At 68.4% G+C, this 22,281-nt stretch carries 20 protein-coding genes; 17 read left to right on the top strand and 3 right to left on the bottom strand.

The genetic code is table 11. The annotated features are described in order from the left end of the window. Nucleotides 1-214: 214 nt before the first annotated feature. The gene (locus tag ACPEH8_RS13330) at nt 215-1,201 is read right to left on the bottom strand and encodes an AraC family transcriptional regulator (RefSeq protein WP_017356198.1); all 987 of its coding nucleotides are present in this window, start codon (nt 1,199-1,201) and stop codon (nt 215-217) included. 659 nt (nt 1,202-1,860) lie between these two features. On the opposite strand from ACPEH8_RS13330, the gene ACPEH8_RS13325 reads away from it, so the two are divergent. From ACPEH8_RS13325 to ACPEH8_RS13245, 17 genes are all read left to right on the top strand, one after another. Continuing rightward, nucleotides 1,861-2,040: a Flp family type IVb pilin gene (locus tag ACPEH8_RS13325; RefSeq protein WP_017356197.1), complete on the top strand. Its 180-nt coding sequence runs from the start codon at nt 1,861-1,863 to the stop codon at nt 2,038-2,040. Nucleotides 2,041-2,144: 104 nt separating this feature from the next. Then, nucleotides 2,145-2,690, top strand: coding sequence for an A24 family peptidase (locus tag ACPEH8_RS13320; RefSeq protein WP_262071485.1), 546 nt, complete (start codon nt 2,145-2,147; stop codon nt 2,688-2,690). Between the two features lie 68 nt (nt 2,691-2,758). Next, nucleotides 2,759-3,175 (top strand): hypothetical protein, encoded by a 417-nt coding sequence (locus ACPEH8_RS13315; protein ID WP_051008608.1) that lies wholly within the window; start codon nt 2,759-2,761, stop codon nt 3,173-3,175. Between the two features lie 22 nt (nt 3,176-3,197). Continuing rightward, a complete protein-coding gene (gene cpaB, locus ACPEH8_RS13310) occupies nt 3,198-4,226 on the top strand; it encodes a Flp pilus assembly protein CpaB (RefSeq protein WP_262071486.1) in 1,029 nt (342 codons plus the stop codon). Between the two features lie 20 nt (nt 4,227-4,246). Next, entirely contained in the window at nt 4,247-5,602 is a 1,356-nt protein-coding gene (locus ACPEH8_RS13305; protein WP_136004901.1) for a type II and III secretion system protein family protein, read from the top strand. Nucleotides 5,603-5,625: 23 nt separating this feature from the next. Beyond that, complete coding sequence (locus tag ACPEH8_RS13300) at nt 5,626-6,900, top strand: AAA family ATPase (protein ID WP_243746250.1); 1,275 nt, start codon at nt 5,626-5,628, stop codon at nt 6,898-6,900. Beyond that, nucleotides 6,885-8,237, top strand: coding sequence for a CpaF family protein (locus ACPEH8_RS13295; RefSeq protein WP_136004903.1), 1,353 nt, complete (start codon nt 6,885-6,887; stop codon nt 8,235-8,237). Before ACPEH8_RS13300 ends, ACPEH8_RS13295 begins: the two co-directional genes overlap by 16 nt. Before the next feature lie 2 nt (nt 8,238-8,239). Continuing rightward, nucleotides 8,240-9,172, top strand: coding sequence for a type II secretion system F family protein (locus tag ACPEH8_RS13290; protein WP_136004905.1), 933 nt, complete (start codon nt 8,240-8,242; stop codon nt 9,170-9,172). Nucleotides 9,173-9,185: 13 nt separating this feature from the next. Next, nucleotides 9,186-10,133, top strand: a complete 948-nt coding sequence (locus ACPEH8_RS13285) for a type II secretion system F family protein (protein ID WP_166473067.1) — start codon at nt 9,186-9,188, stop codon at nt 10,131-10,133. A 17-nt stretch (nt 10,134-10,150) separates the two neighbouring features. After that, a complete protein-coding gene (locus tag ACPEH8_RS13280) occupies nt 10,151-11,014 on the top strand; it encodes a Flp pilus assembly protein TadD (protein WP_153164022.1) in 864 nt (287 codons plus the stop codon). Nucleotides 11,015-11,025: 11 nt separating this feature from the next. Next, a complete protein-coding gene (locus ACPEH8_RS13275) occupies nt 11,026-11,466 on the top strand; it encodes a DUF3613 domain-containing protein (RefSeq protein ID WP_313160289.1) in 441 nt (146 codons plus the stop codon). Nucleotides 11,467-11,524: 58 nt separating this feature from the next. Further along, complete coding sequence (locus ACPEH8_RS13270) at nt 11,525-13,654, top strand: TadG family pilus assembly protein (protein ID WP_136005001.1); 2,130 nt, start codon at nt 11,525-11,527, stop codon at nt 13,652-13,654. Nucleotides 13,655-13,761: 107 nt separating this feature from the next. Beyond that, complete coding sequence (locus tag ACPEH8_RS13265; protein WP_026071028.1) at nt 13,762-14,481, top strand: DUF2968 domain-containing protein; 720 nt, start codon at nt 13,762-13,764, stop codon at nt 14,479-14,481. A gap of 109 nt (nt 14,482-14,590) precedes the next feature. Further along, complete coding sequence (locus tag ACPEH8_RS13260; RefSeq protein ID WP_229296400.1) at nt 14,591-15,904, top strand: serine hydrolase domain-containing protein; 1,314 nt, start codon at nt 14,591-14,593, stop codon at nt 15,902-15,904. Between the two features lie 266 nt (nt 15,905-16,170). Next, entirely contained in the window at nt 16,171-17,046 is an 876-nt protein-coding gene (locus ACPEH8_RS13255) for a pirin family protein (protein ID WP_153164020.1), read from the top strand. Nucleotides 17,047-17,136: 90 nt separating this feature from the next. Further along, the gene (locus ACPEH8_RS13250; protein ID WP_153164019.1) at nt 17,137-17,778 is read left to right on the top strand and encodes a hydrolase; all 642 of its coding nucleotides are present in this window, start codon (nt 17,137-17,139) and stop codon (nt 17,776-17,778) included. Between the two features lie 99 nt (nt 17,779-17,877). Beyond that, nucleotides 17,878-18,816 carry a hypothetical protein gene (locus ACPEH8_RS13245; RefSeq protein ID WP_423667053.1) on the top strand — a complete coding sequence of 313 codons (939 nt, stop codon included), beginning with the start codon at nt 17,878-17,880 and terminating at the stop codon, nt 18,814-18,816. Nucleotides 18,817-18,848: 32 nt separating this feature from the next. Here the strand turns inward: ACPEH8_RS13245 and ACPEH8_RS13240 are convergent, their stop codons facing one another. Continuing rightward, nucleotides 18,849-19,286 carry a hypothetical protein gene (locus ACPEH8_RS13240; protein ID WP_423667050.1) on the bottom strand — a complete coding sequence of 146 codons (438 nt, stop codon included), beginning with the start codon at nt 19,284-19,286 and terminating at the stop codon, nt 18,849-18,851. A gap of 168 nt (nt 19,287-19,454) precedes the next feature. Further along, nucleotides 19,455-22,184 (bottom strand): TonB-dependent receptor, encoded by a 2,730-nt coding sequence (locus ACPEH8_RS13235; RefSeq protein ID WP_423667047.1) that lies wholly within the window; start codon nt 22,182-22,184, stop codon nt 19,455-19,457. Nucleotides 22,185-22,281: the final 97 nt, after the last annotated feature.

Here is a 22,281-nt window from a genome sequence, read left to right as displayed (position 1 = left end):
CGGCGTCCATGCCTCTGGGCACGTGGGACCCATTACAGTCGCCGCGTCGAGCGCCGCGCACTTCATTCCGGCACGCCAACAGCGGGTTCCGGCAAAGCAACGGGGAAAACCGGCAGGCGAATGCGCAAATACGGCAGAAAGCCACCGGAATCCCTTGCAGGGCGGCGGCTTGCGTGGGTGAGCGGGGGACGGCGGCCGGCGGCCCGCCGATGACTCAGGCCGGGCTGCCGATCTGCGCCGGGGCCCGCATCAGGGTGTCGCGGGGCAGCTCACCGAAGACACGACGATAATTGTCGGCAAAACGGGACAGATCCCACAGTCCGCAGCTCAGCGCGATCGCCTTGACCGACTTGCGACTGGAATCGGCCATCGACAGGCCACGGCACGCCGCGCAAAGACGCAGCATCGACAGATACCGGTTCGGCGAGGTACCAAACAGGTCTTCAAATGCATAGCGCAGTGCGCGTTCGCTGACGCCGGCCGCGTCGCAGATTTCATTCATGTAGATATAGCGGCGCAGATTGAGACGCATGAAATGCTCGGCGCGCTGCGCGATCAGATAATGCGTGCGCCGCGCCCGGCTGCAGGTGGGCCGATCGCCCGGGCCGGCGGCCAGCAACGCCTGCACATGCGCGTGCAGCAGCGTTTCCACTGCGTCATCGGCCAGTGCCACGCCCTGCCCACCCAGCGATTCCTCCAGGTGCCGGTACTGCTGCACCAGCCGGTGCACACCGACCCCGCCGGCTGGATGGAACAGCGACAATGCCTGGCCTGCCGGTGGCGTGCTGAGAAGGCTCAGCTGGGTCAGTTTTCGCTGCACCCGCTGCATCGGCGCCAGCAGCAACGTCAGGCGCGTGCCGGCACTGAACGTGAACTCGCTGATGCCCTCCGGCAACACGGTCAGCGCCATCCCGGACGCCAACGGAACACCGTGGCACCAGCTCACCCCTTCATCGGTGTCGTGGACATACCCAAGCAGACACCAGTCGGGCGGCAACATGAAACGCCCACGAAAGTGAAAGCCGCAGGCCAGCGTGCAGAACAGTGCCTCGTCATGCACCACCGCATCGACGCTGGCGCGGGGACCATTGCCATCGAGCAGCACCATCTCGACGTCGCACACCCGCAGCACACCGCCCAGCGTGGCCAGGTCGAACGCCCTGAGGTTGTCGCCCATGTCGTCCACTACACCATCGACCATGACAGTGATGCCCCCCGTTGGCCCGGTGTGCATCGCGCATCACCGGTTTCCCGTCTCCAAGAACTGCCCGCGCTCCTCGCATACTGCAAAATGCTGCTGCGCATTTTCGATGAGTATGCATCAATCCCCACACACGAAGACAAAATCGATGGCCGGAAATTCCGCAGATTACGTCGGTTTCACCCGGCCATCACATTATCTCGACAATTCATTCACCTTCCGGATATTAAATGGGAGCCAACGCAGAACGGTTCAGTCACCGGCAACACGGGGCTAAAGTTCGGAATATCCATGCCGATTTTGTGCATCACAGCCCTTCGCATTCGCCGAGCATTTCGTTGAATTTCGATGACGCCACACGCGGCGCCATCGCATCACGGGGGAACGTCATGGACAGGCAGGCAACCGTAGTCGTTGCTTCCGCCGGCAGCCAGCAGCGGCTGCGGCATCCGGGCTGCGCCTTGCAGGCGCTTGCGTTCCGCCAGGCACGGTTGCAGCCGGGATAGTCCGGCCGGCATCGGCGACCCGCATGGGTCGCTCCCCTGCGCCAGGACGTGCGCAGGCCAGCGGAAGGCCCTCCGCGGAGTCGGAACGACCTTCTACATCGCAAGGCAGCTGCTGCCCATCCGGGCCCTGATAGGTAAATGGAGATAACCGTCATGAACGCATCCATCCGCAAGTTCCTGGTCGAGGAAGACGGCGTCACCGCACTGGAATACGGCCTGCTCGCCGCGGTCATCGCCGGCGTACTCGTTGTTACCGGCCGCGCCCAGATCACCGCCTTCTTCACCAATCTGTTCACCCGCCTGACCGCACTGGTCGATTCCGCTGCGGCCTGACCGGTAACAGCGCGCGTCGGTCTGCCCTGACTGCCGTTTTCCCGGCGGCAACGGTGGCGTCTGGCCCGCGGTCCATGTTGATACCGCACAGGGGGATTGTGCCCATGTCGTTTCTTCCCCTACTGGCGCTGCTGCTCGGCGTACAGGTCGCCATCAGCGACCTGTACGCCCGGCGCGTCTCCAACCGCGCCCTGCTGCTCGCTGCGGCCGCCGCGGTGGCCTGGCTGTGCGTGCAGTGGGCCGTCACGCGGACCGGCGCGCCCGCTGCCCATGTACTGGGCGCTGTGGCAGGTCTGGTCGCGCTGTTGCCGTTCTACGCCATCGGCTGGATGGGCGCCGGCGACGTCAAGTACTTCGCGGTGCTCGGCCTCCTGCTCGGCTGGACCGCGCTGCTGCCGGTCTGGATCATCGCCAGCCTGTGCGCGGGCGGACACGCGCTGTGCATCTATGCCGTTCGCCGTGTGCGCCCGATGATCCCGCTGCGCCTGCAGTTTCTGCGCGACACCACCCTGCAGCACCTAGAGCATCACCCCGCCGCCGACCAGATCCGCCGCGCCCGGCAGGGCCGCGTGGGAATCCCGTTTGCAGCCTATCTGTCGCTGGGCGCCCTGCTCTGGGTTGTCCGGAACACCTATGCGGTGTCGCCGTGACGACCGCGCGCATTCCGCCCGGCAGCCGGCGCCGCCAAGGCGGGATCGCCACGCTCGAGTTCGCGCTGATGCTGATGTTCGGGCTGTTGCCGCTGCTGCTGATCACCTACTCCGGAGTGATGCTGATGGCCGTGCAGCAGACCCTGTCGATGGCATCGGCCGAGGGCGCGCGCGCGTCGCTGCGCTACGCCGCGCCGGACCAGCGCCGACTGGCTGCCTGTGTGGCCGCTCGCCGCTCCATGCAGTGGCTGCTGGCCTACGCCGGTCAGAACCCGGACTGCGCCACCAGCGCCGCGCCGCCGATCATCGTGTCCGCCCCGGCGCCATGCGCCGACCTGCCCAGCGCGCAATGCATCCAGGTACGGGTCAGTTACGACTACCGCGCCAATCCGTTCCTGCCGGGTACCGGCACTGTCTATGGCTGGGTCGTATCCCGGCCCATCACCAGTACCGCCGTGGCCCAGCTGGACCAGGGCAGCAACTGATGTCACTTCCAGGAGACGCCGCATGCTCAAGTTGACCCGCATTGCCGCCGTGTTGCTGATCGCGTTGGCGGCAATCCTGGCGGTGGTCGCCTTCAGCGTCAGCCGGCGTGCGGGCGAGGCGCCGGCCGCACCCGTGCAGACACGTGCCGCCGAGGCGCAGACCTGGCCGGTGGTGGAGGCCGTCAACGCCCTGCCCGCCGGCCTGCCGATCGCGGCCAAGGACCTGCGCGTGGCCGGCCGCGCGCAGCCGGTAGCCGGCGGGTTCACTACCGTGGCCGACGTCGTTGGCGCCGTGCCGACCCGCGACATCGCCGCCGGCACCGCTCTCGATGGCCTGGTCATCGCACAGGGCTACGCGCTGCGGCTCAATCCGGGCGAGCGCGCGCTGGCAGTACCAGTGGACGAACTGGTGGCTGCGGGCAACCGCATCCAGCCAGGCGACTTTGTCGATGTCTTCCTCAATCTCCGCTCGACGCCCGGTGTCCGCGACGACGGCGATGCACAGGCACGCCTGCTGCTCTCGCGCCTGCGCGTGCTCAGCTATGGTGCGGACGATCTCGGCACGCCCGCCCCCGCGTCTGCTACCACCGACACACCCTCGCCTGCCGACAGCCGCGCGCAGGACATCACCCAGCGCCCGTCCAGCAGCCGTGCCAACGACGCCTCAAGCACCGCGGCGGCGCGCAGCGCGGTGCTGGCGGTGCCGGTGGCGGATGCCAGCCGCCTGCTGCTGGGCGCGCAGCAGGGCAAACTGTTCCTGGCCCTGCGCAATCCGGCGGACGTCGGCCAGCCGGACCTGGCGCTGTTCGCGCAACCTGCAGGGGTGCTCGCCCCACGCCGCGAGCTGACCCCCGAGCAGCGGCTCGCACTGCAGTCGCCCGAGAACGACGCCTACGCCGGTATCGACAGCGCCGCGCTGGCCGGCCGTAGCAGCGCCCGCCCGGTGCCGGTGGCATCGACGGGCAGCGCGCCCCGCCGCAGCGCACCGCGCCTGGACCGTGGCGTGGAGATCATCCGCGGCGACGCCGCCTCCCCCAGCGGCTTGCCATGAGCCACCTGCCGAGACAGCCCATGACCCAACGCCCCACCCCTGCGTGCCGTCTGTTCCACGCCCGAATCCCGGGCGGGTGGCTGCTGCTGGCGCTGATGCTGGCACCCTCCGCTCACGCCAACGCCGACCTGGTGCTGCAGACCCGCGAGCAGCGGCCGTGGACACTGCCGACCGACCTGGAACGCGTGGCCATCGCCGATCCCGGCGTGGCCGATATCGTGATGCTGCGCGGCCCGCGTCAGGCGCTGCTGGTCGGCAAGGCCCCGGGAACGACCACGCTGCTGCTGTGGCGACGCGACAACAGCGAGCCGCAGCGCATGCAGATCGACGTGCGCAGCGCCGTGCAGGGCGCGCTGGGTGACGGCGCCGGCACCCGGTTGACCGTACAGGACGACCAGGGCCTGCTGCAGGGGGTGAGCCCGTCGATGCTGGACCACGCACAGAGCCGCAAGGCCGCCGCAATGGCCATCGGCAAGGAAGGACAGCTCGCCGATGTCGCCACCATCGCCAGCGGCGGTGTGGTGCAGGTCGAGGTCAAGGTCGTGGAGTTCAACCGCACCACACTGCGCCAGGTCGGTGTGAGCTTCTACAACAGCAATGGTGGTTTCACCTACGGGCTCACCCGCCCCGGCGGCATTCCGCCCACCACTGACGACGGCGGCTCCGGCAACGGCGGCGAGACCACGGTGACGCTCAATCCGCTGTCGTCGGCATTCAACCTGGTCGCCAGTTCACTCACCCACGGCTGGTTGGCCAACCTGGACCTGCTGCAGAGCAACGGCATGGCGCGCGTGCTGGCCGAACCCACGCTGGTGGCATTGTCCGGGCAGAGCGCCAGCTTCCTGGCCGGCGGCGAACTGCCGATTCTCGAACCGCAGGGGCTGGGCACCACCACGGTCACCTTCAAACCGTTCGGCATCGGCCTGACCGTCACGCCAACCGTGCTGAGCGCCGATCGCATCGCGCTGAAGGTCGCGCCGGAAGCCAGCGACCTCAACTACAGCACCGGCATCGCCTATAACGGCGTGCTGATTCCCTCCATCACCACCCGTCGCGCCGACACCACGGTGGAACTCGGCGACGGGGAGTCGTTCGTCATCGGCGGTCTGGTGAGCAATGCGGTCAGCTCAAACGTGGACAAAGTGCCTCTGCTCGGCGATCTTCCGATCATCGGGTCGTTCTTCCGCAACCTCAATTACAAACGTGAGGAGAAGGAACTGGTCATCATCGTCACGCCGCGGCTGGTCCAGCCACTGGCCAAGGGCACCGAGCTGCCCCTGCCCGGCCAGCGTGAAGCGGCGCCGAACCAGCCGGTCTGGGGCGCGTGGCTTCTGGGGCCGGCGTCGTCGGACCAGCTCCCCGGCTTCTCACGCTGAGCCATGCCAGGACGCCCCCCGCCATGTCCACCGCCACCATGCATCTGGTTCACCCCCGGGAGTCGGCCATGAAGCTGGTGCTGTACGCGCCGGATCGTGACCTGGTGTCGCGGCTGACGCCGCTGCTGCCCGCCGCCGCCGACGTGCAGTGGCAGGACAGTGGCGCGCCTGCCGCCGCGCTTGAACCCCTGCGTGATACCGGTTGTGTGCTGCTGCTGGACTTCCGCCACGAGCAGGCCGCCTTCTCCGCCGCACTGGTGCGCCAGGTGCAGGCACAGGCACCGGAGCTGCCCCTGGTGGCGGTGGGCTCCACGGCAAGCGACCAGCTCGCCGGGGTGGTGGCAGCCCTGCGCGCCGGGCTGCGCGATCTGATCGACCTGGATGCCCCGCCGCACGAGATCGAGGCGGTGCTGCGCCGCGCCAGCGCCACGGATGCATCGGTTCGCGCCCCTGCGGCAGTCGCGCACAAGGCGCGCATGGTCCTGCTGCTGGGCGTCCGCGCCGGCGTCGGTTGCAGCACGTTGGCCGCGCATCTGGGCGTGCTCGCCCAGCAGGCTCACAGTCCGTTGCTGGCACAGGAGGAGGATCCGCCGCCCGTGGCGAACCATCTGCTGCTGCTCGACCTCGCGCAACCGGCCGGCGACCTGGCGCTGTACCTCAACCTGGACAGCAGCTTCCATTACGACGATGCCCTGCGCCATGCCAGCCGCATCGATGCCACGCTTGCCCGCACGGCCATGACGCGTCACCCGGCCGGCCTGGCGCTGCTCGGTCAGGCGGCCGGCACCGACGGCACGCCGATGGCCGATCCGGCCGTACTGATGCAGCGGCTGCGTGGCATCTTCGACACCCTGCTGTGCGACCTCGGCGGCGCCTGCGTGCGCCAGATTCCGGTGTCGCTGCTCAACAGCGCCGACGACATCTGGCTGGTTGCCGATCAGGCGATCGGCACCCTGGTCTCCCTCGATCAGGCCCTGACCCAGCTCGAGCGCGTCGGTGCACGCGACAAGCGTCTGCAACTGGTGATCAACCGCTTCGACGATGCCAGTGGCATCAGCCCGGCACAGATCGCCACCCGCTTCGGCCTGCCACTGCTGGCCACCCTGCCCGACCGCGCCCGCCTGCGCTCGGCGGCCAGCCACGGCCGGCTGCTGCTGCAGGAGGCTCCACGCGATCCGTATCTACGCGCCCTGGCCCCGCTGCTATCCCGACTGGATCCCGCCGCTGCCCCTGCGGCACGCAGTTGGCGGGAACACCTCGCCCTTCGTCTGAGTGGTAGCCAATGGAAGACAAAGTGACCCCGTTCGCGGTACCCGCCGCGCGCCACGATCCGCCCGCCGATCCGGGCGCGGCGGTGCTGCCGTTCGAGCAGTCCGAGGAGTACCAGAAGGTCCTGATCGCGGCGCACGAACACCTGCTCAATGCGATCGAGGACGAACGCATCGACATCGACGCCTGGGCGCCGGACACGGTCGCACGCTACGTGCACACCCAGACCGCCGCGTTCGTGCAGGAGTGGCGCATCCCGATCAACGAGATCGAGAAGGACATCGTTGCCGCCGCGCTGGTCAAGGAGCTGACCGGTTTCGGCCCGCTCGACGACCTGCTGCACAACCCGGAGATCGAGGACATCCTGATCAACGGTTACAAGGACATCCATGTATCCCAGGGCGGCATGCTCAAGCGCGCACCGCAGCGCTTCAGCGATGACAGCCACCTGCTGCGCATTCTGCGCCGCATCCTCGCCCCGCTCGGCCGGCGTCTGGACGAATCCAACCCGATGGTGGATGCGCGCCTGCCCAACGGCGGCCGCCTCAACGCGATCATCTCCCCGCTCGCCGTCGACGGTCCGATGGTATCGATCCGCAAGTTCCGCAAGGATCCGTTCACCCCGGACGAACTGCTGCGCATGGGCACCTTCGACCGCCCCATGCAGGCGCTGCTGCATGCGATGGTACTGGGTCGATGCAACATCCTCGTCTCCGGCGGCACCAGCTCGGGCAAGACCTCGCTGCTCAATGCGCTGGCCAATTACATACCGCCCACCGAGCGGGTGATCACCGTGGAGGACACGGCCGAACTGTCGCTCAACCATCCCCATGTGGTCCGTCTGGAGAGCCGCATCGGTGGTGCCGATGGCAACGGCGCCGTGAGCATCCGCGATCTGGTCCGCAACAGCCTGCGCATGCGGCCGGACCGGATCGTGGTCGGCGAAGTACGCGGCGCCGAAGTGCTGGAAATGCTGCAGGCGATGAATACAGGCCATGACGGCTCGATGGCCACCATCCACGCCAACTCGCCGCGCGATTGCCTGTACCGCATCGAGATGCTGGCCGGCTTTGCCGGCTTCCAGGGCAGCGAGGACAGCCTGCGACGGCAGATCGCCAGCGCCATCGACTTCATCGTGCAGATCTCCCGCCTCGGCAGCGGTCGCCGCGTTCTGGTGTCGATCACGGAAATCACCGGCGTCAGCGACAACCTGATCACCACCCAGGAAATGTTCCGTCACGAAGTGCAGTTCGATGCCGACGGCAAGGAGCACGATCGCTGGATCGGACTCGGGTTCCAGCCGCACTCGCACAAGCTCGAACCGTTCCGCCGGCAGTTGCGCGAGGCCCTGGATGGAGGCTACTGACGATGGTCTTCACCCTGCTCCTGGCCAGTGTGGCACTGGTGCTGGTCGCCGCAGCCCTGGCGCTGTGGAGCGGCGCCAGCGCTCGCGAGCAGCGCCAGGTGTCGCTGCAGCATGCCGAACAGCGGCTGGCACGTGGCGGGCCAGGCAGCGCCCTGCCGGAACCGGGCACCGCGCCCACCGGCGGTGCACGGGCCCGCGGCGAGCGTCCGTGGGATGCGCTGTTACGGCGGGCCGCCCTGCCCACCGGTTGGCGGGTACCGCTGCTGGTGGTGGGAATGAGCCTGCTGGCGACATGGATCGCCACTGCGCGTCTGGGCACGTGGTGGATGGTGCCGATCATGCTGGTGCTGTGCACCTTGGTGGTGTGGTTCTGGCTGAGCCGGCGCATCGCCAACCTGCAGCGCCGCCTGCTGCGCCAGTTGCCGGACTTCCTGGACAATCTGGTCCGCCTGGCCGGGCTGGGCAACAGCCTGCAGATGGCCTTCCAGACGGCCACGGCGCAGGTACCCATGCCGCTGCGCGGTCTGCTCGATACCACGTTGTCGCATACCCGCAGCGGGCTCGACCTGGACCGCGCGCTTGCCCAGGCCTCACAGCCCTACCGGCTCGAGCCGCTCAACGTGCTGGCCGTGGTGCTGGGCGTCAGCGTGCGCATTGGCGGGCGCGCCGACCAGATCCTGCAGCGCATGGCCGATTTCATGCGCGATCTGGACCAGGCACAGCAGGAACTGATGGCCACCACCTCCGAAACCCGCATGTCGGCGTGGGTGCTGGGCCTGCTGCCGCCGATCTGCGCGGTGCTGATGGCCATCGCCAGCCCCGACTTCTTCCAGCCCGTCATCCACGAGCCGCTCGGCCACAAGCTGCTGCTCGGTGCACTGGTACTGGAGGCCGCGGGTGGGTTCCTGCTGTACCGGCTGGCCAAATCGATATGACACGGGGGCATCCATGACCAGCACCGGCTACTGGATTGCGGCCCTGTTGCTGCTGGCGGCGGGGCTGGCCCTGCTCGGCATCCGCTGGTTCATCCTCGGCGGGCACCAGCAGCTTACCGAAGCGGCCCTGCAGTCGGCCCTGCGTCCGCGCGACAGCGCCGCCGCCACCGGCGCGCCGGCCGCAGCGCCGAGTGCACGCCAGCATGGCCTCGCATGGCTGACCGCGTTCGGCCAGCGCTTCAGTGGCAGCCGCATCGAGAAGGCACTGCTGGCGCCGGAGGATCGCCTGCTGCTGGACCAGGCCGGCTGGCACACCAGCACCGGCACTGCGATCTTCCTCGGCCTGCGGCTGGTCCTGGCTGTGGTGTCGCTGGTCGTGGCACTCACCTTCAGCGACAGCACCGGTTTCAACCGCGTGATGCTGATGCTGGCCGCACTGGCCTTCGGCATCCTGCTGCCCAAGTTCGCGCTGCGCGCCTGGGCGACGCGCCTGCGCAGGCGCGTATCGGCCGAACTGCCGCTGCTGATCGACCTGCTGCGCCTGCTGCAGGGCGTGGGCTTCAGCATGGACCAGAGCCTGCAGACCCTCGGCGACAAGCTGCGCAACGCGATCCCGGTGCTGGGCCGCGAGATCCACCAGGCCAACATCGCCTACATGCACGGCCGCACCCGCCAGCAGTCGCTGCGCCGGTTGAGCGAGTCGTTCGACGACGAAGACCTGCGCAGCCTGGTCCAGTTGATCATGCAGGTGCATGAACACGGCGGCGCGGTGCAGGAACCGCTGCGGCAGTTCAGCGTGCGTCTGCGCGAACAGCGGCGCAGTTCACTGAAGGAAAAAGTCGGCAAGCTCTCGGTGAAGATGACCGTGGTGATGATGCTGACGTTGTTGCCGGCCTTGATGCTGGTGCTGGCCGGTCCGGCCATCATCGCCCTGGCCACCGCCTTGACCAGGATCGGGTAAAGACCATGCCAAGCCCCATGTTGCCCCGCCTCGGCACTGTCGTACTGCTGGCCACACTGTGCGCGGCCTGCGCCTCCACGCGGCCGGCGTCGTACCGCCAGGACCCGATCGCCCAGGCCTCGCCGGAGGTGCCGCCGCAGGAGGATCGCGTGCTGTACCTGGACCTGATCGCCAAAATGCAGAAGCAGGGCGCGTTCTACGCCTCGCTGGCGCATGTGGATGCCTACCGGCAACGCTACGGCGACAACCCGGCGCTGCGGCGGCTGCATGCTGACGCCCTCCGCGAAACCGGGCAGCGCGATGCCGCGCTCGCCGCCTACACCGGATTGACCACGGGCCCGCAGGCCGCAGCCGCCTGGCACGGCATCGGCCTGATTGCCGCGCGCAGCGACGACGACGCCCGTGCCGAGACCGCGCTGGCCCGTGCGGTGCAGCTGCAACCGCTCAATACCGATTACCTCGGCGACCTCGGATTTGCACGGCTGCGTGCCGGGCACTGGGACCAGGCGCAGGCGCCGTTGGCGATGGCCGCCGAGCTGGCGCCCGGCAACGTCAAGGCCAATGCCAACCTGGCGGTCTGGGCACTGCTGAGCGGCCAGCACGGGACCGCCGAGCGGATCATCCGCGACGCCCGCCTGCCCGATGGCGCACGCGAGGAAATCCAGCGCCTGGCCCAGCAGCTGCGCCAGCGCGCGGCATCACGCACTGCGGCCGCGGCTGCGCCGGCCCGTGTCGCGCCCGCGATCGCGCCAGCGCGCGAGCGCAGCACCCGCCTGGCCGGCGACGCCAACCGCCCGTCTGCCAGCGGTGATGCCCGCCTGGCGCCTTCCATGCTGGAGCGCTTCAGCGCCACCGATACCACCACGGGGACCACACCATGAACGAGCACGTCATGACCCGGATCGCATTCGCACCCGCGCTGCGCGCGTTGACCGGCCTTGGGGTGGCGGCAGCGCTGCTGCTGGCAGTGGACGCCCGTGCCCAGCAGCCCCCGTTGACCGGCAGGATGCTCGCCGAGCCGCCCCTGCCGACGCCGACGCCGCCCGCGCGCGCACCTGCGCCTGGGGTGCCGGCTCCGGACAACGACGCGGGTTGGCAACCGCCGCGTGCGCCGGCATCTGCGGCGCCGGCACCGACCCGGATCGGCGACACCACGCGCGCGCTGCTGCAGCTCCAGGCCGCCGGCACGAGCGCCGGCACGCGGCTGCCGATCCTCGGCGACCAGGCGGCCGCCAGCTACGCGCGCTACCTCAAAAGCTTCGAGCACGAGATTCCCGAGTACATGAAGACCAACGTGCGCAAGGATGTTTCCGGGTCCAACGACGGAGGCTGATGCCATGAACGTACCTGGCCCTGCCGGGGCGCCCCGCCCGGCCCCCCGTGTGCTGCGCATGCAGCAGCGCGGCGGCATGTCGGTGACGATGATGCTGGTGATGCTGGGCCTGGTGATGATGCTGGGCCTGGTGGAGATCGGCTTCCTGTACTGGGCCAAGCGAGATGCACAGAAGGTGGCCGACCTGGCCGCGCTCGCCGGGGCGCAGCGGCTGGAACTGTGCGCGGCCAACCAGGCCGACAACAGCGCGGCGCGCGGCAACGCGATCACCGCCAATCGCTTCCCCGGCACGGTGCAGGTGCAGTGCGGCAACTGGAATCCGGCCAACCCCGCCGCCGATCACTTCACCACCACGCTCGGCCCGCAGGCGCCGTTGAATGCAGTGCGCGTACAGGCGCAGCGTTCGGTACTGCCGTTCTTCGGCCAGAACACCACCCTGCCCACGCTGCAGGTCCAGGCCGTTGCCATGCGCGCCCAGCCCACCGCCGTGTTCAGCGTCGGCTCGCAGCTGCTGCGGGTCAACGGCAACACCCCGCTCGGCAATGTGCTGCGGCTGGTGGGCGTGGACCTGGACCGCACCACCCTGCTCGGCTACGACGGCCTGGCCCAGGCGCACATCACCCCCGGCGGCCTGCTGCAGGCGCTCGGCATCGAGGTCGCCGCCGACATCGGCATCGCCGAGTTCAACCGGCTGCTGGCCGCCAACCGCATCTCGCTGGGCCAGCTGCTGGATGCCACCGCGACGGTACTGGCACAGAGCGGCGTGGCCAACGTCGACCTGCGCGCACTCAAAGATGCGCTGGCCACGCAGATCAACATCGACCAGGCCAACCTGCAGCTTGGCTCCAACGATGCCGGCAGCGGCCTGTTCGCACGCATCGTGGCCCCCGAAGGCCCGGCCTCCAGTGCACTGCGTGCCGACGTCAATGTGATGGACCTGCTCACCACCGGCATCAGCATCGCCAACGGCGGGCGCGGGGTCGACGTGGACAACCTCAGCGTGCTCGGCCTGGTCAACGCCAAGGCGGCCATCATCGAACCGCCGTCCATCGCCATCGGCGGCGTGGGCACGCGCGCATACAACGCGCAGGTGCGTTTGAACGTCGATGTGGACAGCAATAATCTGGTGGGACTCGGCCCGATCCTGTCCACCCTCGGCGTTCGCCTGCATCTGCCGATCTACGCCGATGTCACCAACGCAATGGGCACGTTGACCGCACTGCAGTGCGGTGCCCAGCCCCCCACGGCCACCATCAACGTCGAGTCCTCCGTGCTGCGCGCCTGCGTGGGCAGGGTTGACCCGGCCAACCGGTTCTCCACCCGCAACGTGTGCGAAACCACGCTGGAGAACGAACAGATGCTGACCCTGCTTGGCGCCACCCTGGTCAACGACAAGATCCGCCTCAACGGACTCACCCATGCCGAAAGCGTCACCCTCGCCGCCGGCGAAACCGCCTCGACCCGCATCAACGCCGCCCTGCTCGGCGATACAGTCGCCGCACTGGTCAACGAACTGCTGCGCGTGCTGGGCAACGTGCTCAATCCCGCACCGAAAGGTCTCGGCACGGCTGAAACCGCCAACCGTCTGGCCGAGCAGTACCTCAAGGCCGCCAATCCGGATCCGGGAAAAAAGTACGACGTGCACGCCACCATCGACCTGCTGAAGAACGGTGCGCCTGCACGCGGTATCGAGCCGATCGGCACCTGGAACATCCCCAAGGGCGTGCCGTATCCCTGCGGCCTGATCACATGTTTCCGCGACGGCACAGTCTGGGAAGGCTATGAGGCCGCGGTCACCGGCAACGGACAGGGCCTGCTCGGTGGCGTGCTCGGCACGCTGCTCGGGGGCCTGGTGATCAACCGCTGCAACAGCCTGCTCACCGGTCTGCTGGCCTACAACGCCTGTGTCAAAGGCAACCTCGCGTCCTACCTGCAGACCGCCGAGGAAGGCGTGCTCGACAGTTTCCAGGGCAGCGGCAGCGTGGTCGACCCGTCCACCGACACGGTGGCGTGCAGCGGGCTGCTGTGCCTGGGCCTGAAACCGGTGCTGGACCTGCTCAAGCCGATCCTCAACGGCGTCGGTACCCTGCTCACCCAGACCCTGGCGCAGGTGCTCGGGCTGGAACTGGGACGGACCGACGTGCACCTGCAGTCGATCAACTGCAGCCCCGCGCAGCTGGTCTACTGAGCCGCTCCCGCCCGCGCGCAGGGGGCGTGCGGACCCCGCCCCGCTGCATGCTAGACTGCCGCGGGGACTTCACATCACCGTTGAATCCATTCGTGGATGGCCTGAATATGCGAGAGAGAAAAGGGGTTGATTCCGCCACCAGGCGTACGCTCGCCGGTGGGATGCTGTTGCTGCTGATCACGGCTGCACCGCAGGTGCTGGCCGCGCGGGCGCCGCGCGCCGAAGCGCCTGTCGAACCCGCGCAGCGCCCGGTACCCACGGTGCGCAACAGCGTGGACGAACTGCGGCAACTGGTGGACTCGCGCCAGCTGACCGAGCTGCGCACCACTTACAACGGCAGCTACGGCGCGAGCCTGCTGTTCAACACCAGCACGCTGAACTATTACGTGGCGCTGTTCCACGAAAAAGAGTTCTGGCGGGTGATCAAGACCGATTCGGTGGACAACGCAGAGAAGGTCTACCGCACGTTCGTGCAGCAGACCGAAGAGCTGGCCCAGGTGTATATCGACACCACGCGTCTGCAGGCCGGCAAGCGCTACACCGAGAATCTGGTGGCCTACAACGCCCAGCGCCTGCAGAGCCTGCAGCAGGAAGCCGAGCTGCAACGCCAGCAGTCGCTGCAGGTCAGCGCATCGCTGCAGGAAGCCAAGCAGCAGGCGGTCAGCCTGAGCACCGATCTGCGCAGCACGCACAGCGAGCTGGACGCGCTGAACCAGCGCATCCAGCTGCTGCAGGCCCAGCAGGGCAATCCCGAGCTGTCGCTGCCCACGCCGGAGGCAGCACCGGTTCCGGCACCTGCCCCGTCAGGCCAGTCGGGCACCCCGTAACACCTGCGGGCCGCGCGCTCCCTGCCTGCCAGGGAGCGTTGCTCGAACAGTGCGCACCGTGCGCTATGCTGATCTCCGATCACTGTTCGATCGTACGCAAGGAATGCCGATGCCTTTCCCGCCGCTGCGACCCGTAGTGGGCCTGGTGCTGTCCCTGCTCGTCACCGTCACCGCCGTGGCTGCGCCGCCACTGACGGCCGCGCAGTCCGATCCGGTCGCGCTCGGCTGGATGCAGGGTGCACCACCACCGGAAGACAAACGCATCCGCTACACGGACGAGGACTACTTCGCCTTCCCCAAGCTGCGCTGGACGGTCTGCCATTTCCGCCAGTTGATGCCCACCGTGGGCGTCAGCCGCGGCGAAGGCGCCGCACGCCCGATGACGCGCCGCCTCGACAGCGCGCTGGACGCCGTGACATTCACCCCGCTGGGGGCCACCGCGCCGATGCGCTGGGCAGACGCGCTGGATGCCACCTACACCGACGGCATCGTGGTGCTGCACGACGGCGTCGTCGTCTATGAGCGCTACAGCGGCTGCCTGGATGCCGAGGGGCAGCACGGCGCCATGTCCGTCACCAAATCGATGACCGGCCTGCTCGGTGAGATCCTGGTCGCCGACGGCACCCTGGACGAGAACGCCCGCGTGGATGCCATCGTGCCCGAGCTGCACGGCAGTGGCTTCGGCGATGCCACGGTCAAGCAGATCCTGGAGATGACCACTGGCCTGCGCTACAGCGAGGACTATGCCGATCCCGACGCCGACGTGTGGCAGTACGCGGCGGCCGGCAGCACCCTGCCGCACCCGCCGGGCTACCGCGGCCCCACCAGCTACTACGATTATCTGCGAACCGTACGCCCGCAAGGCGCGCATGGCGAGACCTTCGGCTATCGCACGGTCAATACCGACGTGCTGGGCTGGATCATCGCCCGTCGTTCGGGCCAGTCGGTGGCCCAACTGCTCGAGTCCCGCGTGTGGCGTCCGTTGGGTGCCAGCCAGGACGCCTATTTCACCGTGGACTCCAGCGGCACGCCGTACGCCGGGGGCGGTTTCAACGCCGGTCTGCTCGACCTCGCCCGGGTCGGGCAACTGCTGCTTGACGACGGACGCATCGACGGGCGCCAGGTGATTCCGGCGGCGGCCATTGCGCGCATCCGCGCCGGTGGCGACAAAGCGGCCTTCGCCCGCGCCGGGTATGCCCAGCTGCCCGGCTGGAGCTACCGCGGCATGTGGTGGATCACCCACAACCCGCACGGCGCTTACATGGCACGCGGCGTGCACGGCCAGGCGCTGTACGTGGACCCCACCGCGCGCGTGGTGATCGCCCGGTTCGCCTCGCATCCCACCGCCAGCAACAGCGCCAACGATCCCATCACCCTGCCCGCGTTCGACGCCATCGCACGCGCTCTGATGGTCACGCCCTGACAGGACACTCGGTCGCCCCTCCCCACCTCGCATCACGTGCGACGGATGCGGAGTGTCGGCGTCTGCCCGATGTGGGTGCCGGCCGCACTGCGCGACGGAACCGCAGCCTGCATTTCCGACGCGCCGGTGGCCTGGCGGCCGGGTGAATGCCATCGTTCACGCCATAGGACGGTCAGGCCATAATCTGACTACTACCGCCCCTATCGTTCCACCAATATTGTGATCTCCAACAGAAATCGCCCGGCACGCCCGGGATGGAGATCCCCATGAAGAAGGTTCTTGGCGTCTACAGCGCCCCCCGCCCGCACTGGGTCGGCGATGGCTTCCCGGCCCGCTCGCTGTTTTCCTACACCACGCACGGCCAGCACCTGAGCCCCTTCCTGTTGCTGGATTACGCCGGCCCGTACCGGTTCGAGCCCACCGACCAGCGCCGCGGCGTGGGGCAGCATCCGCACCGCGGTTTCGAAACGGTCACCATCGTCTACGAGGGCGAGTTGGAGCACCACGATTCCACCGGTGCCGGTGGCCATATCGGCGCCGGCGATGTGCAGTGGATGACCGCAGGCGCAGGCATCCTGCACGAGGAGTACCACGCCTCGTCGTTCGCACGCAGCGGCGGCACGCTGGACATGGTGCAGCTGTGGGTGAATCTGCCGGCGGCCGACAAGATGGCGACGCCGGGCTACCAGACTCTGCTCGACCGCGACATTCCACGGATTGCCCTGCCCGACGGGGCCGGCACCGTGCGGGTGATCGCCGGCAGCTTCGAGGGCCACGCCGGCCCCGCCCGGACCTTCACGCCGATGGATGTCTGGGACCTGCGCCTCAAGCAGGGTCATCAGACGTTGCTGGAGGTCGCTGCCGGTCGCACCCTGGCGCTGGTGGTCCTCAAGGGCAGCGTGACCGTCAACGACCAGCAGGTCGCACATGAGGCCCAGCTGGTCATCCTCGATCGCGACGGTCGAGGTGTCTCGATCGTGGCCGATACGGACGCCACCGTGCTGCTACTCAGTGGCGAACCGATCAACGAGCCGATCGTTGGGCACGGGCCGTTCGTGATGAACACCGACGCCGAGATCGCCCAGGCGATGCGCGACTTCAACAGCGGGCGCTTCGGCCGCATGGCCGCCACCCCGCACTGACCCCTGCGGCCGTGCGCTCTGCATGGCCGCGCCCCTCAGCGCAGGCCTGCCGCCCGCGTTGCCAACGCGTCATCCCCCAGGAGCCCCATCATGGCCAGTGAACCGATCCGCGATCCCGCCAGCGACACGCTGCTCACGCCGCAGAATGCCGCCTTCGTCATCATCGACTACCAACCGGTCCAGGTGAACTCCATCGCCTCGATGGACCGCCAGTTGCTGGTCAACAACATTGTCGGCACCGCAACGGCCGCCGTGGCCTACGGACTGCCGATCGTGCACTCCACGGTCAATGTCCAGACCGGGCTGAACAAGCCGCCGATCCCGCAACTGCGCAAGGTACTCGAGGGTTACCCCACCTACGACCGTACCACCATCAATTCGTGGGAAGACGTGGCGTTCCGCCAGGCGGTCCAAGCCACCGGCCGGCGCAAGCTGATCATGACCGCACTGTGGACCGAAGCCTGCCTGACCTTCCCTGCGCTGGATGCGCTGCGCGAAGGCTACGAGGTCTACGTGGTCGTCGATGCCGTCGGCGGCACCTCGCTGGCCGCGCATGATGCCGCGTTGCGCCGCATCGAGCAGGCCGGTGGTGTGCTGATCAGTGTGACGCAGCTGTTCTGCGAGCTTCAGCGCGACTGGAACCGCAGCGACACGGTACCGGCCTTCATCGATCTGTTCATCCGGACCGGCGGCACGGCCGGCATCCAGTTCGCTTACGACCGCACCCCGTAAGCCGGTTCCCCAACAGGTGAATGTGCAGGCGCGGACTTGGCAGGACTCCGCGCCTGCGGCACGATTGAGCATCGACGAACACAGGGAACAGATTCGACGATGCCCGGGGAGCCCGTACTGCGCCTGCCCCTGCAGGCGACTCTGCTGTCGCTTGCGTTCCTGCTGGCGGGTTCACTGTGGCAGTGGTACCCGCCGTGGATGCCGCTGTCGGCCGATACGGCCCCCCTGCCGGCACCGCTCTGGACAGGCCGCACCCTGGCGTTTGTCGAGCGCGCTGCCGAACCGCTGCTGCTGACCTGGCTGATCGGCGTGGTGCTGACCCACGCCCTCGGCCTCCACGACCTGCATCACCGCTGGCGTGCCGGCCTGGTGTTCGTCGGCCTGCTGATTGCAGGGCATGCCGCCGGCCTGGCCCTCTCCGGGCTGCTGCAGCCGCTGGGTCCGCTAGCCCCGGTGCTGGTACACGGCGCCGAACTGCTTGGCTGGGCCGGCCTGCTGACCATTGCCATGTTTGCCGCGGTACAGGCCGGCCACCCGGCCCGTACCACCCGGCCAGCGGATGTCCGCACCGGCGTGGTGGCGGTGTTCGGGCCCTCCTGCCTGCTGGCGATGTGGAGCGGCTGGACATTCCTGCTGGCAAGCCTGATGGATCTTCCGCTGATTTCGTATGTGCCCGCGCAGGTGCCGCTGCCGATCCGTATCGCGATGCCGATGCTGCTGGTGGCTATCGCCGTGGTCGGCACGCGCGGCGTGTGGGACGGGCTGGCCGGCCTAGTGTCCCCGGTGCCGCCCGCGCGCAGCGCGGCCGCGGCCCTGCTGGCGTGCACGGCCGCGCTCGCCCTGCTCACGCCGCTGGCCGGACTCGTCGCTCTGGTCGCCGCCACCGCCGAACGGCCGTGGCTGAATCTGGTGACCGCCGCTGCCGTCATCGCGCTGTCGCTGCTGGTGCAGTACCTGCTCGCACGTTGGCTGGCGCGCCCACTGCTGCTCGCGCGCAGGACGCCGCGCCCCCAGCCGCGCGCCCGCGCGCGCGCCTGATCGTTCTCGCAGCTGCAACCCCGCACCCCGCCTCACCGGCACGCCTCGAACACCGCATCGTCCAGGCGCCGGGACAGCGCCAGGTCGCGCGTCAGCCCCGCCGCGCGATACGCCGCTTCGCGCCGCTGCCGGGCCGCAGCGCAGGCCTGCGGATCGCGATGCACGGAGATCAGATGGCCGCGCACCCCCGGCGCTTCCGGGGCGCGACCACGGCGGGCGGCAGGCATCGCTTGCCGGCCACGTCGCGCGGCAGCGTCACGTTTCAGCTCCCGTCGCAGCGCTTCCACATAGGCGGCGTAGTAACGCACCGGGCGGTGCTGTACCGCACTCCAGGTCTGCTCGGTGCGGCCCTCCGGGCACGCCGCCGACTGATACCGCGCCTGCCCGGCGGACACGCATTTGTACACCGTCTGGGGATGCGCGGGCATGCAGGCCAGCCACACAAGTACGCTCCAGATCATCCTGTTCATTCGCCCCACGCTCCCCTGTTTCATCGTGCCGGCAGCATCGCCGAGGGGGGCTTGATAAGGTGCCGACGTGCGTCGCAACCGTACAACGCCGCGCTGTTCCCCTACGTCACAGCGCGCACAAAAAGGCCCGGCAGTGCCGGGCCTCCAGGGATGACGCGATGTGCTGCATTACAGGAAGCGGTAGTCGAACTCCAGCCACAACTGGCGGCCGTACGGGTCGTAGTTGCCCACCGGATAGAACGGCCAGCCACCGCCATTGCGGTCCGCCGGCGGGCGGCTGTCGCGCAGGTTGTTGACGATCAAGCCCAGCGTGGCGTTGTCGTTGAGCCGGCGGTACAGACTGGCGTTGTAGGTCATGTACGGCGCGATGCGGCCACTGCCGTCGGTCTTCGGCAACGAGCCGTAGCGCATCCCGTACAGCGTCGCGGTCCAGTCGTTGATCGCCCAGGTCACGCTGCCGTTGATGCGGCTGCGCCACTGGTAGGAATCCAGCGAATTGCGCTGGTCCTGGATGGCATCCCCGTCGAACTGCCGGTAGTCGTGGTCGATCACCAGTGAGTACGCAAGGCGGCTGGAGAAGCGCCCGTAGCGCCCGGCGTCCCAGCGCAGGTTGGCCTTCAGGTCCACGCCGCGCACCGATTCGGCGGCCGCATTGATCGGATTGATCAGCACGCGCACCACCTGGTTGGGCTGCACGGCGGCGTCGGCCGGGTTGCGGATCACCCGGCGCAACGCGTCCTGGCATTGCGCCGAGGCGATGTCGCGGGCGTCGCCGCCGACGGTCTGGCCCAGCCGGCAGTCGGCCTCGTCCTTGAGGATGCGGGTCGAATCCAGGTTGGTGACTTCGTCCTCGATGCGGATGTCGTAATAGTCGACGGTGACATCCAGGTTGGCCGACGGCGACCACACCGCGCCCAGCCCGTAGGAGCGTGCCGTTTCCGGCTGCAGCTGCGGGTTGGCACCACTGGTGTAGTCGATCGCCAGCCCGCTGTAGTCGCAGTCGTCGTAGGCCTGTCCCGCAGTACGGCACCGCCAGTAGTCGGTCATGCCCGGGTTGTAGCCGCGCGTCTCGGTGGCGAACACGTAGTTCATGTCGGGCGCACGGAAGCTGCTGGCCGCACTGGCGCGCAGCAGCAGCGTATCGACCGGGCGGAATTCCAGACCGGCGCTCCATGTGGCCTTGCCGATGTGGTCGCCAGCGGCGCGGTACTGGTCGTACCGGCCGGCCACAGTGGCGGTCAGACGCTCCAGGAGCGGCAGCTGCAGCTCCACGCCGGCCGCGTAACGGTCGCGCTCACCGCCAGCGGGAATACCGGCGCTGGTGTTCCAGAATTCACCGGTCGCCAGGCGCGGATCGGGACGGTTGCGGTAGCCCTGGCTGCCTGCTTCGACCACCGCCGCCAGCGCGGCCCGGCCACCGGGCAGGGCGAACAGTTCGCCGTTGACACTGACGCTGGCGGTCTGCAGCCAGGCCGCATTGCGGCTTTCCTGGGTATCCGACAGCCCGTCGTACTCCGTGGGCGACAGCGGGCGGTACAGGCGCGTCGGGTCCGGTGCGTACACGTCCACGCCGTTGCGCGTGCCAAGCTTCGGCCCGAGCAGATAGGCGTTGATGCCGGCCAGCAGTACCGGGCGGCGCGTGCGGTTCTCGTAGCGCGAGCGGCTGTAGGCCGCTTCATAGTCCCAGTCCGAGCTGCCAAGGCTGCCGCGCGCGCCCACGTTGAATGACCACGACTGTTCCAGGAAGCGGTTGGCATTGCTCTGCACGCCGCCGATTTCTTCCGGCGCGAAGCGTCGGTACCAGGTTTCCAACTGACCGCTGTTCTGGTTGTAGAAGTAATTGCGCGAGGACGTCCAGGTCGGCGCACGGGTATTGTTGTAAATGCGTGCGGTACCGATGGCGGCGTCCGCGAACAGTTCCTGGCGGTCGTTCAGGCGCCAGGTCAGCGCGCTGTAGGCGTCGATGTTGCGTTTCTCGGTCTGCACGGTCCAGAACGTGGCGGCCGCGTCGTTGCTGCCGCAGTAGGCGCCCTGCCGTGGATTCTGCGCGCGGAACACGCTGCCACCGTAGAGGCCGCTGGTCGCATCGCAGCCATCCAGGCCCGGATCGATGTAGTTGCCGCTGCCCGCATTGCGGCGATACGCCACCGCGGTCGGCAGCGGTGCAACGCCGCGCGGATCGTCGGTCAACGAATCCATGAAGTCGCGTTGCGACCCGTAGATCGCCTTGCGGTTGCCAAGCTCGAGACCGAAGATCGCGTCCCACTGGTCGCCCGAGCCACCACCGACCGCCTGCACGCGCTGGTTGTCGCCGCCGCCCTGCTCGGTGGTGCCGGCGCGCACGTTGATGCCCACGCCATCGTAGTGGCGTTTGAGGATGATGTTGACCACGCCGGCGATCGCATCCGAGCCGTACACCGCCGAGGCACCGCCGGCGAGGATTTCGATCCGGTCGATCAGGGCGCTGGGAATGTTGGCCAGGTTGACCACGTTCACCGATCCCTCGTAGGCCAGCGGGTAGTCCGACTGCCGCCGCCCGTTGACCAGGACCAGCGTGCGGTTCGGGCCAAGTCCGCGCAGGTTGATGGTGTTGGCCGCCGGGGTGAAGGTGTTGCCGAAGTCCTCACCCTGCACGTTGCCGGTGTTCTCGGTCAGCGCGCTCAGGGCCTCGAACGCGCTGCGGTAACCCTGCGCCTCGATCTGCTCCTGGGTGATCACCGTCACCGGCGACGGCCCCTCCACACTGGCACGGGGGATGCGCGATCCGGTGACTTTGACGGCGTCGAGCTGGGTAGGTGCCGTGTCCTGGGCAGCGGCGGCCAGCGGCGCCAGTCCGAGCAGGGGCAACAACGACAGGGCCAGGGGATGCGGACGCAACGAACGGTGGAGCAGAGACATGCAGGTTCCAGGGTGGGGAAACGGAGCGCCGGCGCGCGCGATGCAAGGGATGCGGGCCAGGAGGGGCGCCAGTCTGCTGAATGGGGGCCTGCGGGTG

Origin of the sequence: Stenotrophomonas sp. NPDC077461, assembly GCF_049545475.1 — a bacterium.
GTDB lineage: Bacteria > Pseudomonadota > Gammaproteobacteria > Xanthomonadales > Xanthomonadaceae > Stenotrophomonas > Stenotrophomonas nematodicola.
The sequence above is the reverse complement of the archived record's forward strand: the minus strand, read 5'-3'. Positions and strand labels throughout refer to the sequence as shown.

Bases quoted from the DNA above. Each gene is read 5' to 3' on its own strand.
- ACPEH8_RS13330 (WP_017356198.1), bottom strand. From the start codon at position 1,201: ATGGTCGATGGTGTAGTGGACGACATGGGCGACAACCTCAGGGCGTTC.
- ACPEH8_RS13325 (WP_017356197.1), top strand. From the start codon at position 1,861: ATGAACGCATCCATCCGCAAGTTCCTGGTCGAGGAAGACGGCGTCACC.
- ACPEH8_RS13320 (WP_262071485.1), top strand. From the start codon at position 2,145: ATGTCGTTTCTTCCCCTACTGGCGCTGCTGCTCGGCGTACAGGTCGCC.
- ACPEH8_RS13315 (WP_051008608.1), top strand. From the start codon at position 2,759: ATGCTGATGTTCGGGCTGTTGCCGCTGCTGCTGATCACCTACTCCGGA.
- cpaB (WP_262071486.1), top strand. From the start codon at position 3,198: ATGCTCAAGTTGACCCGCATTGCCGCCGTGTTGCTGATCGCGTTGGCG.
- ACPEH8_RS13305 (WP_136004901.1), top strand. From the start codon at position 4,247: ATGACCCAACGCCCCACCCCTGCGTGCCGTCTGTTCCACGCCCGAATC.
- ACPEH8_RS13300 (WP_243746250.1), top strand. From the start codon at position 5,626: ATGTCCACCGCCACCATGCATCTGGTTCACCCCCGGGAGTCGGCCATG.
- ACPEH8_RS13295 (WP_136004903.1), top strand. From the start codon at position 6,885: ATGGAAGACAAAGTGACCCCGTTCGCGGTACCCGCCGCGCGCCACGAT.
- ACPEH8_RS13290 (WP_136004905.1), top strand. From the start codon at position 8,240: ATGGTCTTCACCCTGCTCCTGGCCAGTGTGGCACTGGTGCTGGTCGCC.
- ACPEH8_RS13285 (WP_166473067.1), top strand. From the start codon at position 9,186: ATGACCAGCACCGGCTACTGGATTGCGGCCCTGTTGCTGCTGGCGGCG.
- ACPEH8_RS13280 (WP_153164022.1), top strand. From the start codon at position 10,151: ATGTTGCCCCGCCTCGGCACTGTCGTACTGCTGGCCACACTGTGCGCG.
- ACPEH8_RS13275 (WP_313160289.1), top strand. From the start codon at position 11,026: ATGACCCGGATCGCATTCGCACCCGCGCTGCGCGCGTTGACCGGCCTT.
- ACPEH8_RS13270 (WP_136005001.1), top strand. From the start codon at position 11,525: ATGCAGCAGCGCGGCGGCATGTCGGTGACGATGATGCTGGTGATGCTG.
- ACPEH8_RS13265 (WP_026071028.1), top strand. From the start codon at position 13,762: ATGCGAGAGAGAAAAGGGGTTGATTCCGCCACCAGGCGTACGCTCGCC.
- ACPEH8_RS13260 (WP_229296400.1), top strand. From the start codon at position 14,591: ATGCCTTTCCCGCCGCTGCGACCCGTAGTGGGCCTGGTGCTGTCCCTG.
- ACPEH8_RS13255 (WP_153164020.1), top strand. From the start codon at position 16,171: ATGAAGAAGGTTCTTGGCGTCTACAGCGCCCCCCGCCCGCACTGGGTC.
- ACPEH8_RS13250 (WP_153164019.1), top strand. From the start codon at position 17,137: ATGGCCAGTGAACCGATCCGCGATCCCGCCAGCGACACGCTGCTCACG.
- ACPEH8_RS13245 (WP_423667053.1), top strand. From the start codon at position 17,878: ATGCCCGGGGAGCCCGTACTGCGCCTGCCCCTGCAGGCGACTCTGCTG.
- ACPEH8_RS13240 (WP_423667050.1), bottom strand. From the start codon at position 19,286: ATGAACAGGATGATCTGGAGCGTACTTGTGTGGCTGGCCTGCATGCCC.
- ACPEH8_RS13235 (WP_423667047.1), bottom strand. From the start codon at position 22,184: ATGTCTCTGCTCCACCGTTCGTTGCGTCCGCATCCCCTGGCCCTGTCG.